The sequence below is a fragment of the Gaetbulibacter aestuarii genome (assembly GCF_039537665.1).
Taxonomy (GTDB): domain Bacteria; phylum Bacteroidota; class Bacteroidia; order Flavobacteriales; family Flavobacteriaceae; genus Gaetbulibacter_A; species Gaetbulibacter_A aestuarii.
Genome location: NZ_BAABAY010000001.1, coordinates 1,007,666 through 1,020,541, shown reverse-complemented (window position 1 = coordinate 1,020,541; position 12,876 = coordinate 1,007,666). Strand labels below are relative to the sequence as shown.

General features: G+C 40.1%; 12 protein-coding genes. 6 read left to right on the top strand and 6 right to left on the bottom strand.

Annotated features, from left to right (window positions below; translation table 11 throughout):
* Window position 1: 1 nt before the first annotated feature.
* The 3 genes from ABD682_RS04565 (at window position 2) to ABD682_RS04555 (ending at window position 3,570) form a co-directional block, all read left to right on the top strand.
* Window positions 2–1,591, top strand: a complete 1,590-nt coding sequence (locus ABD682_RS04565; protein ID WP_344739518.1) for a G-D-S-L family lipolytic protein — start codon at window positions 2–4, stop codon at window positions 1,589–1,591.
* A gap of 166 nt (window positions 1,592–1,757) precedes the next feature.
* The gene (gene atpD, locus ABD682_RS04560) at window positions 1,758–3,266 is read left to right on the top strand and encodes a F0F1 ATP synthase subunit beta (protein ID WP_344739516.1); all 1,509 of its coding nucleotides are present in this window, start codon (window positions 1,758–1,760) and stop codon (window positions 3,264–3,266) included.
* A 25-nt stretch (window positions 3,267–3,291) separates the two neighbouring features.
* A complete protein-coding gene (locus ABD682_RS04555) occupies window positions 3,292–3,570 on the top strand; it encodes a FoF1 ATP synthase subunit delta/epsilon (protein ID WP_344739514.1) in 279 nt (92 codons plus the stop codon).
* A gap of 47 nt (window positions 3,571–3,617) precedes the next feature.
* Here the strand turns inward: ABD682_RS04555 and ABD682_RS04550 are convergent, their stop codons facing one another.
* The 4 genes from ABD682_RS04550 to ABD682_RS04535 form a co-directional block, all read right to left on the bottom strand.
* Window positions 3,618–5,348, bottom strand: coding sequence for a sodium:solute symporter family protein (locus tag ABD682_RS04550; protein ID WP_344739512.1), 1,731 nt, complete (start codon window positions 5,346–5,348; stop codon window positions 3,618–3,620).
* A gap of 22 nt (window positions 5,349–5,370) precedes the next feature.
* Window positions 5,371–5,814: a LexA family protein gene (locus ABD682_RS04545; RefSeq protein ID WP_344739510.1), complete on the bottom strand. Its 444-nt coding sequence runs from the start codon at window positions 5,812–5,814 to the stop codon at window positions 5,371–5,373.
* Between the two features lie 156 nt (window positions 5,815–5,970).
* Window positions 5,971–6,423, bottom strand: a complete 453-nt coding sequence (locus ABD682_RS04540; RefSeq protein ID WP_344739508.1) for a DUF3157 family protein — start codon at window positions 6,421–6,423, stop codon at window positions 5,971–5,973.
* An 18-nt stretch (window positions 6,424–6,441) separates the two neighbouring features.
* Window positions 6,442–8,235: a M61 family metallopeptidase gene (locus ABD682_RS04535; RefSeq protein ID WP_344739506.1), complete on the bottom strand. Its 1,794-nt coding sequence runs from the start codon at window positions 8,233–8,235 to the stop codon at window positions 6,442–6,444.
* 69 nt (window positions 8,236–8,304) lie between these two features.
* Here ABD682_RS04535 and ABD682_RS04530 point away from each other — a divergent pair, with 69 nt between their 5' ends.
* From ABD682_RS04530 to ABD682_RS04520, 3 genes are all read left to right on the top strand, one after another.
* Window positions 8,305–8,721 (top strand): putative signal transducing protein, encoded by a 417-nt coding sequence (locus tag ABD682_RS04530; protein ID WP_344739504.1) that lies wholly within the window; start codon window positions 8,305–8,307, stop codon window positions 8,719–8,721.
* A 73-nt stretch (window positions 8,722–8,794) separates the two neighbouring features.
* Window positions 8,795–10,615 carry a TonB-dependent receptor plug domain-containing protein gene (locus ABD682_RS04525; protein ID WP_344739502.1) on the top strand — a complete coding sequence of 607 codons (1,821 nt, stop codon included), beginning with the start codon at window positions 8,795–8,797 and terminating at the stop codon, window positions 10,613–10,615.
* A gap of 188 nt (window positions 10,616–10,803) precedes the next feature.
* The gene (locus tag ABD682_RS04520) at window positions 10,804–11,676 is read left to right on the top strand and encodes a cupin-like domain-containing protein (protein ID WP_344739500.1); all 873 of its coding nucleotides are present in this window, start codon (window positions 10,804–10,806) and stop codon (window positions 11,674–11,676) included.
* Here ABD682_RS04520 and ABD682_RS04515 read toward each other — a convergent pair.
* Both ABD682_RS04515 and recO read right to left on the bottom strand, forming a co-directional pair.
* Window positions 11,666–12,139: a regulatory protein RecX gene (locus tag ABD682_RS04515; protein WP_344739498.1), complete on the bottom strand. Its 474-nt coding sequence runs from the start codon at window positions 12,137–12,139 to the stop codon at window positions 11,666–11,668. The genes ABD682_RS04520 and ABD682_RS04515 overlap by 11 nt on opposite strands.
* Before the next feature lie 16 nt (window positions 12,140–12,155).
* Window positions 12,156–12,875 carry a DNA repair protein RecO gene (gene recO, locus ABD682_RS04510; RefSeq protein WP_344739496.1) on the bottom strand — a complete coding sequence of 240 codons (720 nt, stop codon included), beginning with the start codon at window positions 12,873–12,875 and terminating at the stop codon, window positions 12,156–12,158.
* Between the last annotated feature and the right edge of the window lies 1 nt (window position 12,876).

Sequence of the window (12,876 nt, the reverse complement as noted above, 5' to 3'; positions counted from 1 at the left end):
TATGAAAAAACATATATTGACATCAAAATATTTATGGCTTTTATTGAGCCTTTTAAGCATCGTAGCTTGTAATGAACCTGACGATGTTCTAGCCGATTATAATGTTCTACCCGCAGCTCCAGAGGAGCTTCCTGCCCTTACTGCAGGTTCAGCTAATTTTTCTAAATATGTGGCTATTGGAGCTACATTTACAGCAGGCTTTACAGATGGCGCTTTGTTTAAGGCATCTCAACAAAATTCATTCCCTAGTATTTTAGCAGGTGAATTTGCTAAAGCAGGTGGTGGTTCTTTTACTCAACCAATGATGAATGATAATTTCGGTGGTCTTGCTTTAGCCGGAACACGAATCCAAGATCCCAGATTGGTTTTTGGAGGCGCTGGCCCAGTTTCTTTGGAAAGTATCATTGGACCCGTAACGGTAACCACGGATATTGCTTTAAATAATCCAACCGGACCATTTAATAATCTAGGAGTTCCGGGAGCTAAAAGTTATCACCTTTTTTACAACGGCTTTGGTAACATAGCCAACTTGCCTTCAGCAGCAAACCCATATTTTGTGAGAATGACCGGGGCAACACCCAACGCTTCTGTAATGGATTTAGCCATGGCACAAAACCCAACGTTTTTCACCCTTTCTGAAATTGGTGGAAACGATGTTCTGGGCTATGCGACATCAGGAGGTACAGGTGTAGACCAAACCGGTAATTCAGACCCATCAACCTACGGTAATAACGATATTACTGACCCTACTGTGTTTGCTTCAGTGTTAAATAATGAAGTCGCTCTTTTAACTTCAGGTGGGGCTAAAGGCTTGATAACAAATGTGCCTTATATTACCGATTTACCTCATTTTACTACAGTACCTTATAATCCCATACCTTTAGATGGTGCAACCGCTGATTTTTTAAATAGTGCCTCAGCCTATGGCGCTTATAATGCCGGTGTACAGCAAGCCTTAGCATATTTAGTAAGCGTGAATGCGATAACTCAACAAATTGCTGATGCTGAACTTGCAAAAAGAACCATTCACTTTGAAGCTTCTGAGACCAACGCCGTAGTGATTATGGACGAAGATCTTATCGATTTAACAGCAATTAATCCTGCTTTAATTAGTATGAGACAAGCCACTGAAGATGATTTGTTCGTACTTCCGGCTGCTTCTTTTATAGGCACCGAAGCTGTACCTAACAATCCGCAAACGGTTAACGGCGTAGCTATTCCTTTAGCAGATAAATGGGTATTAACCCCTGAAGAACAAGCTGCCATTAAAACCGCTACAGATGCTTACAACAGTACCATTGAAGGCATTGCCAGTAGTAATGCCAGTGTTGGTTTAGTAGATTTAAAAGGTATTTTATCGCAATTAGCCTCTACAGGTTATGCGTACGGTGATTATATCTTAACTGCTGATCTTGTTACAGGAGGCGCCGTGAGCTTAGATGGAATCCATTTAACGGCTCGTGGTTATGCTCTAATGGCAGGTGCATTTTTAGATGCTATCGATGCTAATTTTGGTTCCAATTTTGCCGCTTCAGGAAATATACCTGATGCCAGTATGTACGGCACAAATTATTCGCCAACTTTACAATAAGTAATGACCCCTAAATAAATTACAAACACCTTCCTAGAGAAGGTGTTTTTTTATGGAAAAAACCTCGAAAAACAACTTTTGATTTAAATTAAAAAATATATCTTTGCAGCCGAAAACAAAATGTGTTTTTAGACAATTAAATTGCATAATATTAAACAGATAAGTAATGTCAAAAGTTACAGGTAAAGTTGCTCAGATAGTAGGTCCGGTTATCGATGTTGAATTTGGTGCTGGTGCTGAACTTCCAAAAATTTATGATTCTTTAGAAATTAATAGACCAGATGGTACTATTCTAGTACTTGAGGTTCAGTCTCACATTGGTGAAGATACTGTACGTACTATTGCGATGGATTCTTCAGACGGTTTAAGCCGTGGCACTGAAGTTGTTGCTACGGGTGCTCCTATTCAAATGCCAATTGGTGAAGATGTTTACGGTCGTTTATTTAACGTGATCGGAGATGCTATCGATGGTCTTGGTGACTTACCAAAAGCCGGAAAATCAGGTTTACCGATTCACCGAGAAGCTCCTAAATTCGAAGATCTGTCAACTTCTACTGAAGTATTATTTACCGGAATTAAAGTTATCGATTTAATTGAGCCTTATGCTAAAGGTGGTAAGATTGGATTATTTGGTGGTGCCGGTGTTGGTAAAACCGTATTGATCCAGGAATTGATTAACAACATTGCAAAAGGTCACGGTGGATTATCTGTTTTTGCCGGTGTTGGTGAACGTACTCGTGAAGGAAACGACCTGTTACGTGAGATGTTGGAATCCGGTATTATCCGTTACGGTGAAGATTTTATGCACTCTATGGAAGAAGGCGGATGGGATTTATCCAAAGTAGATAAAAAGAAAATGAAAGAATCGAAAGCCACTTTCGTATTCGGACAAATGAACGAACCACCGGGAGCCCGTGCTCGTGTAGCCTTATCAGGTTTAACTATTGCTGAATATTTCCGTGATGGTGCCGGAGATGGACAAGGGAAAGACGTATTATTCTTCGTTGATAATATTTTCCGTTTTACACAAGCTGGTTCTGAGGTATCTGCACTTTTAGGTCGTATGCCATCTGCGGTAGGTTACCAACCTACTTTAGCAACAGAGATGGGTGCGATGCAAGAGCGTATTACGTCAACTAAAAAAGGATCTATTACTTCTGTTCAGGCGGTTTACGTTCCTGCGGATGACTTAACGGATCCTGCGCCAGCAACAACCTTTGCCCACTTAGATGCTACAACAGTATTGTCTCGTAAAATTGCCGAGCTTGGTATTTATCCTGCGGTAGATCCGTTGGATTCTACGTCTCGTATCTTAACCGCTGACATTTTAGGACAAGAGCATTATGCTTGTGCGCAACGCGTAAAAGAGTTATTACAACGTTACAAAGAATTACAAGATATTATCGCCATCCTTGGTATGGAAGAATTATCTGAAGAAGATAAATTAGCTGTAGGTCGTGCAAGACGTGTACAACGTTTCTTATCACAACCATTCCACGTAGCGGAGCAGTTTACTGGTATTCCAGGTGTATTGGTAGATATTAAAGAAACAATCAAAGGATTCAATATGATCATGGATGGTGAATTAGATCACCTACCTGAAGCTGCCTTCAACCTTAAAGGAACCATTGAAGAAGCTATTGAAGCCGGAGAGAAAATGTTAGCTGAAGTTTAATCAGCAAAATAAAGATCAGATCATTATGTATTTAGAAATTGTATCACCGGAAGCTACACTTTTTAGTGGTGAGGTACAGCAAGTGGCTGTTCCAGGCGTGCATGGTGAATTTGAAATGCTGAATAATCACGCACCAATCGTTTCACTATTGAAAGCCGGAACGGTGAAGATTACCGGTGACATTACCTTAGATGAAGCCGTTCAGGATAAATTCAGTAAAGGTGATAAAAACACAACCTTATTACATATTGTTTCAGGAACCATAGAAATGAAAGACAATAAGGTGATCGTTCTAGCGGATTAAAAACACCTCAAGATATTTTAAACCCGACGTGAAAACGTTGGGTTTTTTTATGCCATTTTTTTCCAGGTTCGGATTAAAAGAACACAACAACTAACAGCTACTAGAGTGAGTATTGATGCCCAAAGTAATTTTCCGTAAATAAAATAGCCCGTCGCAAAAAGCACACTGTAAACCCCAATGATCCCTGTAAAAAAGGCTAAAATTTTAAATCCGATATTGTGGAATTTACCGTTCTGAGCAAAAACCAGGTTTTCAAACGCGTTCAAGACTATTTTATCGCTGGGTTGCGTTAAAAGTGTAACGATAATCCAACCAACAGTAGTGATCAGGACACCCAGAATTAATTGCCAGTGCCCTTGTAATTCAAACCAGGGCTGATCCAGTTTACCGTTTATGAAAAAAATAATAGCAATAATGAATGAAATACCCATCGCTGCTATTTCACTATAGGGGTTAATACGACGCCAAAACCAACGCATAATAAATAACAATCCTGTTCCCGCTCCTATTTGTAAAAGGAGGTCGAATACATCTTTTGCCGACTTGATATAGAATGAAAATAAGGCGGCACATAACATGAGTAAAACTGTTGAAATTCGGCCTACCAGAACACGTTGCTTTTCACTGGCGTTCTTATTAATGAATCGTCCATAAAAATCATTGACAATATAGGAACTCCCCCAATTCAGTTGGGTGGAAATCGTGCTCATAAATGCTGCAATAAGAGACGTAAGCACCAAGCCAATAAGTCCGGCAGGTAAGTAAGTCATCATGGCGGCATAAGCCACATCCTGTCCCTGCATTTCCACATTGAGTGAAGGGAAGGCGGTTGTGATACTTTCCATGGTCGGAAAAACGATCAAGGAAGCCAAACCAACTAAAATCCATGGCCACGGACGCAAAGCATAATGGGCAAAATTAAAAAACAAAGTAGCCCAGGTAGCGTGATTTTCATCTTTAGCCGCAAGCATACGTTGCGCAATATAACCACCGCCTCCGGGTTCTGCACCCGGATACCAGGTACTCCACCATTGCACAGCAAAAGGAATGATAAATAAAGTAATTAAGGCTTCCGGATTGGAAAAATCAGGTAGAATGTCGAGTTTATCTACTACATTTGGGTTTTGCAATAATTGATCCATACCTCCTACCTGCGGAAGATTTACAACATAAATGGTTGCCCAAATCGAGCCAACCATAGCGATAATAAATTGCACGAAATCTGTTATAAGAACCCCTTTTAAACCTCCAAGAGAGGAATAAATAACCACTATGATCGAAGAATATAAAAGCGCTTGTTCCTGGGAAATACCTAATAAAATATTTCCAATTTTAGCACCGGCCAAACATACACCGGCCATGGTGATCACATTAAAAATAACGCCTAAATATAAGGCTCTGAAACCACGGAGAAATCGTGCAGGTTTTCCTGAATAACGTAGTTCGTAGAATTCCAGATCAGTAGTGATCCCGGAGCGTCGCCAAAGTCGGGCGTAGAAAAATACCGTGAGCATTCCTGTGAGCAGCATGGCCCACCAAACCCAGTTTCCAGACACGCCATTTTTACGCACTAACTCTGTAACCAAACCGGGTGTATCGGCAGCAAAGGTTGTAGCCACCATAGAAACACCCAGCAACCACCAGGGCATATTTCGTCCGGATAGAAAAAATTCAGCACTGCTTTTACCGGCTTGTTTTGAAACCCACAAACCAATAATAAGACTTAAGGCAAAAAATAAAATAATAATCGTGTAATCCAGACCCGATAAATGTACCATGAGCTATTCCTTTTTAAGGGTATTAATAGACTTTTTTAATCACATTTGTAACGATACCCCAAATGATGAAATTGTTTTCCTCTGTAATTTTAATAATCGGATAATTAGGGTTTTCGGGTTGTAACCACATACCGTCCTGATCTACTCTGAGGCGTTTTACTGTAAACTCACCATCAAGGAAACATACAGCAATTTTATTGTTTGAAGGTTCAATACTGCGGTCGATTACCAGAAGATCGTTATCATTAAGTCCGGCTCCAATCATCGATTGCCCGCTAACACGCGCAAAAAAGGTCGTTTCTTTATTCTTTACCAGTTCATGATCAAGAGATAAGCGTTCTTCGGTAAAATCTTCAGCAGGTGATGGAAAACCGGCAGAAACGCCTATATCTAAAAAAGCAGCTCCCAAACCAGTTGACGGTTCCGGAGTGAAAATAGTGAGGGGTTTTGTGTTTGGTATGAACATAAGCTTACATTGGTTTTGCGTTAGCCCTGCCTGCCGGCAGGCATGGATAAAGGCATTGTTGGAACTCGCCCGCAGGGCAGCAACTGCCGAAAGCGCGACCCGTAGGGTAATGCCCTAAAGATTAATAGCTAAATATAGCATTTTATGATTTTTTAATTAAAAAAGTTTACCTTTTTTCATGATGGTATTGCCGAGACGTTTGTAAACCTGCTTTTTCCCTTTTACACAAAAATGGTACTCCCCTTTGGTTCTTAGCTCGGTGGCGGAGGTTAGAATGACCTCGGAAACACTAACATTATTATCTTTAGCCACTTTTTCTTTAATATCGTCGATGGTGGCATGACCTCGTTTTAATTGATTTTGAATTTTACTATTTAGGTTGGGCTCCTTAAAATTTTCAGGAAGCTGACAGCTGGTTTCATCTTCCGATGTAGGCATATCTCTTTTATTCGCTGCTAACCTTTCTGAGGCAGTAGCATCAAGATATTCCCAGGTAAAATTGGGTTTCAGGAGAACCTTTCGACCATCTTCAGTAGTTACAACTTCACCCTTTTGAGCGAAAGCAATACTGGAAATTCCGATAAAAAAAAGAAGTAAGACTGATTTCATGAGTTCCTGTGTTTTAAATTAAGGTAAGTGTTTAGATTCCAACCAGGCATCGCGCATAGCTTTTTGTTTAGCGCTTACCGGAGTATTGCTCGCTTCGAACAGATCTAAGGCATAATCTTTACTAGCCTGAAGCGTTACCGTTGTTTCTTTAGTTTTCCCAAAACGATTAAAAATTACTTTGACTTTATCGCCTGGATGATAGGTTTGAATTAGCCCACCAAAATTGGTGGTTTGAAGTACCGGCGTCGTATCCACTTTGATAATTTGGTCTCCATTCTCGAGACCAGCCTGGTATGCGGCACCTCCCATGATCGTGTTTTCAGTTATGAATCCGCCTTCAACAGACGCTCCAAAATCTACTTTTTCGGGATCCTGAGTGAGTGACACACCCACGGTATTTAATAAGGTTTTCATATTTGGCATATCACTTTTATAAATGTAATTACCGAAAAAATGATCGGCAAAATCTTTACCGGCATAGCTTGTCAGGGTATTTTGAATATCCTGAATCGTGTAGGGAATTTCAGTTTTTCCGAAGTTATTCCACATCTTTTTCATAAAATCGTCCAAATTCAAACCTTCTTCCCGAAGTGACAGATCGAGGGCAAGTCCGAGCATATTTCCATAGGAATAATAAGAAATAAACGTATTTACCCGATTTACAGGATCTACAGAGGTAGCGGCATCTACAAACGGCGCCTGCTGACTCATCCCAATGGGTGTAAAAAATTGTCGCGCCGGAGAATTCCAAACGTAATTAAAGGTTCGGGATAATCCTGTAACGTAATCTTTAGGCGTCATGATACCTGCCCTTGTTAAGATAAGATTGGTATAATATTGCGTGAAGCCTTCGGCAAACCACAGAGCACCACTCATATTAGCATGCTGAAAATCGAAAGGCTCCAATGTTTTTGGGCGAATGCGTTCTACGTTCCAACTATGAAAGAATTCGTGTGAAACGGTTCCGATATTTCGGTTAGCACCGTCGGCTGCCAAACTTCTGGTGGAGGTACAAATGGTGGAATTACGGTGCTCCATACCATCGCCTGAAGCATTAGGAATGTAGCAAGCTAAAAAGGTATACGCGCCATAGTCGTATGGTGCCAGAGTTCCGTAAACGGCTTCTTCCTGCAAAACCACTTTTTTCACCATTTCAAAATAGGCATCCAATTCGGCATCGGTGCCATTGTGATGTAACACAAAATTTACGGTTTGCCCATGAACCTTAAAGGAGCGTTTACTATAATCGCTTATCTCCGTAGGGCTATCCATAAAATATTGCAAGTTTGGGGCATAATAAGTATTCCCATTTTGATGTTTCAATTGTGTAGCCACTTTCCAGTTCAGATCTTCTCTGGGGTTAAAAGTTACCTGGATTCCTTGATCTGCAAGGTCTGGTGCATACATAAAAGTGGCAGGCATATTCATATGGGCGTGGGTTTCATCGAACTGGCTATAAGTACCGCCGCCGCGATTCGCAAATAAAGTATAGGTTACATGAATGGTACCGTCATGGCCGGTTACCTTCCAGGAATAGGGATCAGGACGCATAAATTTCAAGGTATCGCCTTTACTGTTCGTAACACTTACACCGTACACATTCTTTGCAAATTCATGCAAGGCATAACGGCCCGGGGAAGCGCGACTCATTTCAAAGATAATGGTGTCTTTAGTAAGCTGCGTAAATGTAGCCTCGATTTTCGCCTCATGATGCACCGCATTTTCAAAACTTATATTATAGTTTGTTGCAGTTTGGGCTGAAATTGGTAAATAAAAAGAAACTAGAAGAAGAAAAGGAAAAATTCTATTCATAAGGCTAATTTTGAAGCCCTAAGATACTATATTTACAGGAGGAAACCTTTTATAGGTATCGCGTTTTTTATGAGTGAAACATTTAGAACCATAGCCCAATTTCAGTATTCATCTGAAGCTCAGATCGTAAAGGGTCGTCTTGAGGCTGAAGGTATTCAAGTATTTTTGGCCGATGCCATGACCATAGATGTAGATCCTTTGGTAAGCCAGGCTATTGGTGGCGTAAAATTAAAAGTGTTAGCCAGAGATGCGATGAAAGCGCAATATATTTTAGACACCATAGCTAAGTATGCTTTAGACGATAACGGTGATCCCATTCGGTGTCCCAATTGCCAAAGTCAGGAGATCTCATTATTTTCTACAATTAAAGATGTCAAATCATTTTTAGCATTTACCTTAGGTTTTTTATCCGGCACACTTCCATTTTACAGAAAGGATAAATACCGGTGTTCCAGATGTAACACGGAGTTTGATCTTCGTGTTTAACTTTTTTAACGTCATTAAATTCGGGGTTTTGCATTAGTTTTTCATACATTTGACCGCTGAAAAACCAATCAATATGTTACGATACTCCCTTGTAATACTAATGGCGCTTTGTACAACTTACATTTTCGCGCAGGAACAAACCCAGCAAAATCAAAATCTTGATACCGTAATGATCTCTTCAACAAGAATTGATCTGCCATTTAAGGAAAACTCCCGATCTATAGAAATAATTTCTTCAGCAGATATAAAGAATAGTGCGGCAACAAATCTTGCCGGCCTATTGCAGGAAGTTGCCGGTATTGATATTCGTCGTCGTGGCACGGCAGGAAGCCAAGCCGATTTATATATTCGTGGTGGTAGTTTTGATCAAACCCTTTTACTCATAGACGGTATAAAAATGGATGACGCACAAACGGGTCATCACACTCTGAACGCTGCTTTACCCCTTGAAGTTATTGAGCGCATTGAAATTATTAAAGGTCCTGCAGCTCGTGTTTTCGGGCAAAATGCTTTTACCGGAGCAATCAATATCGTAACCAAAAAAAATATCACGAATAGTGTGAGCCCACAAATTCAAACAGGTTCTTTTGGACAGCTTAACGGCTCGGTAACGGTTGGTACAGAATTAGAGAATTCATCACACCTTTTACATGTAGGGAAACTCACTTCAAATGGTTATCGTTTTAACTCAGATTACGAAAATTCGAATTATTTTCTAAAAAGTGTTTTTAACAAGAATACGCAACCGGTTGAATTTCTGGCTACCTTTTTTGATCGGAATTTTGGGGCGGAAAATTTTTATACCACCAATGCTACATTTCATGAATATGAGGAAACCCAAAACAGTTTAATTGCCTTTACCACGACCTTTAAAAAAGGGAACCTAAAACTGAAGCCTCGCGCCTATTGGAAACGCAATCAAGATATGTTCTTGTTACGCCGCGACGACCCGAGTTTTTATCGCAATATGCACATTACAGATAAAATGGGTGGCGAGTTGAACGGTTCTTACACCTCATCGGCTGGAATTACCGGTTTTGGTGTCGACCTTTCTAAAACTTGTATACGAAGTAATAATCTGGGACATCGCAATCGCTTTATGGCGAACTTGTTTTTAGAACATCGTTTTTCACTTTGGAACGAAAAAGTAGATATTACTCCGGGTGTTGCCGTAACTTATTTCTCGGATTTTAAATTTCACGCCTTTCCGGGAATTGATATTGGATATAACCTGAGCGATCGATTTAAAGTTTATGGTAATGCCGGCTATACTTACAGAATTCCGACGTACACCGATTTATATTACAGCGATCCCGCAACTCAAGGAAATCCTGACTTGCAACCTGAGGAAGCCATTTCAGGTGAAATCGGTGGTAAATATAGCAGTTCGAAATTTTCGGGTGGGTTCGCCCTTTTCTACCGCGACGGACGTCAATTGATAGATTATGTAAAAAATGTAGATAGCGATCCCTTTCGTGCTACAAACTTACGCGATCTTTACTCCAAAGGCTTTGAAGTTAATACAAGTTACAATTTTGAGATTAACAACATGAAGCAAAATCTATCTGTTGATTATGCTTATTTGAAGGATCAGGTTGGTGAATTGAATTTACCATATTCACGTTACAGCATCAACTCCCTGAAACATCACTTTACCTCTAGATTAAGTACTCAGCTCATTAAAAACGTGCACTTTAATGTGATCTACAAATATGCGGAACGTACTGCCGGCGAAAGTTATAATGTTTGGGACAGTTCCCTGATATTTGATGTAAAACCTTTTGAATTTAGTATTCTGGCTAACAATATTTTTGATGCTGATTACATTGAGACCGGTATTATCCCGATGCCACCAAGCAATGTGTTGTTTGGATTGCGTTATCATTTCAAGTAATTCTGATATATCTGGAATTCCCGAACCGCGTTAGGCCTGCCTGCCGGCAGGCAGGGATTGCAGTGAAAAGCCCACAGCGAGGAACGAGCGAGGACTTGTAACGTAAAGCCCGACCCGCAGGGTAACGCCCAAATAATGTTTTTCAAAACACATTTTTTATTACTTTTGAGTTGTTAAACCATTACAATTTGGCATTGAACCTACAAGAGATACCGCGTGTAAAAACCATTACCAAGGAGGCGTTTATGGCTGAATATTTTACACCTCAGAAACCGGTAGTGATCGAGCGTTATATTGAGGATTGGCCCGCTTATAAAAAGTGGAATCTGGATTATATGAAAGAGGTGGCCGGCCATAAAACTGTACCGCTTTATGACGACAGACCCGTAGATTACAAGGATGGTTTTAACGAGCCACATGCCAAAATGAAGATGCGGGATTATGTGGATTTACTTAAAAACCAACCGACGCGCTACCGAATTTTTTTATGGAATGTTTTAAAGGAGGTACCGGAACTACAAAAGGATTTTAGCTTTCCGGATTTTGGTTTGCGCCTGATGAAAGGTTTGCCGATGTTGTTCTTTGGCGGACGTGATTCGTATACATTTATGCATTACGATATTGATCTGGCCAACATTTTTCATTTTCATTTTGAAGGTACGAAAGAATGTATTTTGTTCGATCAGAAGCAAAACGATGCCTTGTATAAAATTCCGTATTCACTTATTACCCGGGAAGATATTGATTTTCACAACCCGGATTTTGAGAAATGGCCGGCACTTAAAAACGCTCAGGGCTATATTACCCGATTAAATCATGGTGAAGTATTGTATATGCCCGAAGGTTACTGGCATTACATGCGCTATATAACACCCGGTTTTTCAATGAGTTTACGCGCTATTGCGCGGCACCCAAAGAATTTAGGGAAGGCCATATATAACATTTTTGTGATGCGCCACCTGGATAATGCGATGCGCCGTATAAAAGGTCAGGATTGGATCGATTGGAAAAATGAACAAGCCATTGTACGCACCAATAAAAAAAATAATATCACTGGATAAGTTCGTAAGCTTTCTCGTATACCAAATGCGATTCCCAACCTCGATAGAGCAAGTAATCGATCAATTTTTTCTTCTTTTTATAGGGATCTGATTCTCTGATTTTTTCAAAACGTTTTTCGGCCAGTTCATGGAACGTATTCAAATAGGTGCTTTCGCTTATGGTGGCCAGAGCTTCTTTTATGGCTATTTTACTAATGTCGCGTTTTTTAAGTTCTAAGGTAAGCCGGCGGCGACCCCATTTTTTTATGGTGAACTTTCCGCTCACAAAAGCCTTCGCAAAGCGTTGCTCGTTCAGGAAATTATGCTCAATAAGATGCCCTATTATGATTTCTATAGCTTCCGGAATCATATGCATATGTTGTAGTTTTTGCCGCACTTCCTGATGACAGCGCTCCTGGTAAGCACAGTATTGTTCCAGCTTTAGCGTGGCTTCTTCAACGGTATATGTTTTTCTATTATACATGGAAGTTTGGCTTCATTTAATGAAATACCTGATTGAGAATTTCGAGAGATTTGGGTGTTTTAAAACTGCCCAAATGTAATTCAAAATATAACAATATGAGATTTAAAAAATTTTGGCGTTGTTTGGCGTTGATCTTGATATCCGGTAAATTCTCGAAGGATATGTCCAGCAATGTTTTAAGCAAGTTCAGTTGCTCGCCGGAAATACTGTATTTTCCGGTTTCCTGAGGTTCAAAATGACCTTCCATCAAGTTGAAATAGGGATCGTCTATTTGTGAAACGTCAGGATAAAATCCGAGATATTTGGTGAGTTTTAATAAGAATAGGAGATGGAAATTTGCAAACTGCTCATGTACATCGAGCCACATGAGGGTGTTTTCCAAAAAACTATAAAGCGCGGGATTGGGTTCTTCTTCCTTTAAAGCTGCCGCCAAAACCTCTGCCAGGAACATAACAATACTACTTTTTAAAACCTGAGTATGCAAACTTGTATAAACATGGGCCACACGAACGTCCTGCAAACTCTGAAGACCTTTGTTCTCTTTATAGTTAAAGGAAATTTGAAGTTGGGAAAGCAATTGAAAATAGGCTATTTTACTCTTCCCTTTTTTACTTTTGAGAACTCCGTAAAGCAGGAAACTAACAATACCCAGTTGTTTGGTATAACAGCGCACAATAAGATCGTTATCGCGGTATTTTAACTTTGAAATAACTATGGCATCTGTTGTAACTATCATA

What these genes read in the sequence shown, in the direction of transcription:
- ABD682_RS04565 (WP_344739518.1), top strand. Translation starts at nt 2, where the DNA reads ATGAAAAAACATATATTGACATCAAAATATTTATGGCTTTTATTGAGC.
- atpD (WP_344739516.1), top strand. Translation starts at nt 1,758, where the DNA reads ATGTCAAAAGTTACAGGTAAAGTTGCTCAGATAGTAGGTCCGGTTATC.
- ABD682_RS04555 (WP_344739514.1), top strand. Translation starts at nt 3,292, where the DNA reads ATGTATTTAGAAATTGTATCACCGGAAGCTACACTTTTTAGTGGTGAG.
- ABD682_RS04550 (WP_344739512.1), bottom strand. Translation starts at nt 5,348, where the DNA reads ATGGTACATTTATCGGGTCTGGATTACACGATTATTATTTTATTTTTT.
- ABD682_RS04545 (WP_344739510.1), bottom strand. Translation starts at nt 5,814, where the DNA reads ATGTTCATACCAAACACAAAACCCCTCACTATTTTCACTCCGGAACCG.
- ABD682_RS04540 (WP_344739508.1), bottom strand. Translation starts at nt 6,423, where the DNA reads ATGAAATCAGTCTTACTTCTTTTTTTTATCGGAATTTCCAGTATTGCT.
- ABD682_RS04535 (WP_344739506.1), bottom strand. Translation starts at nt 8,235, where the DNA reads ATGAATAGAATTTTTCCTTTTCTTCTTCTAGTTTCTTTTTATTTACCA.
- ABD682_RS04530 (WP_344739504.1), top strand. Translation starts at nt 8,305, where the DNA reads ATGAGTGAAACATTTAGAACCATAGCCCAATTTCAGTATTCATCTGAA.
- ABD682_RS04525 (WP_344739502.1), top strand. Translation starts at nt 8,795, where the DNA reads ATGTTACGATACTCCCTTGTAATACTAATGGCGCTTTGTACAACTTAC.
- ABD682_RS04515 (WP_344739498.1), bottom strand. Translation starts at nt 12,139, where the DNA reads ATGTATAATAGAAAAACATATACCGTTGAAGAAGCCACGCTAAAGCTG.
- recO (WP_344739496.1), bottom strand. Translation starts at nt 12,875, where the DNA reads ATGATAGTTACAACAGATGCCATAGTTATTTCAAAGTTAAAATACCGC.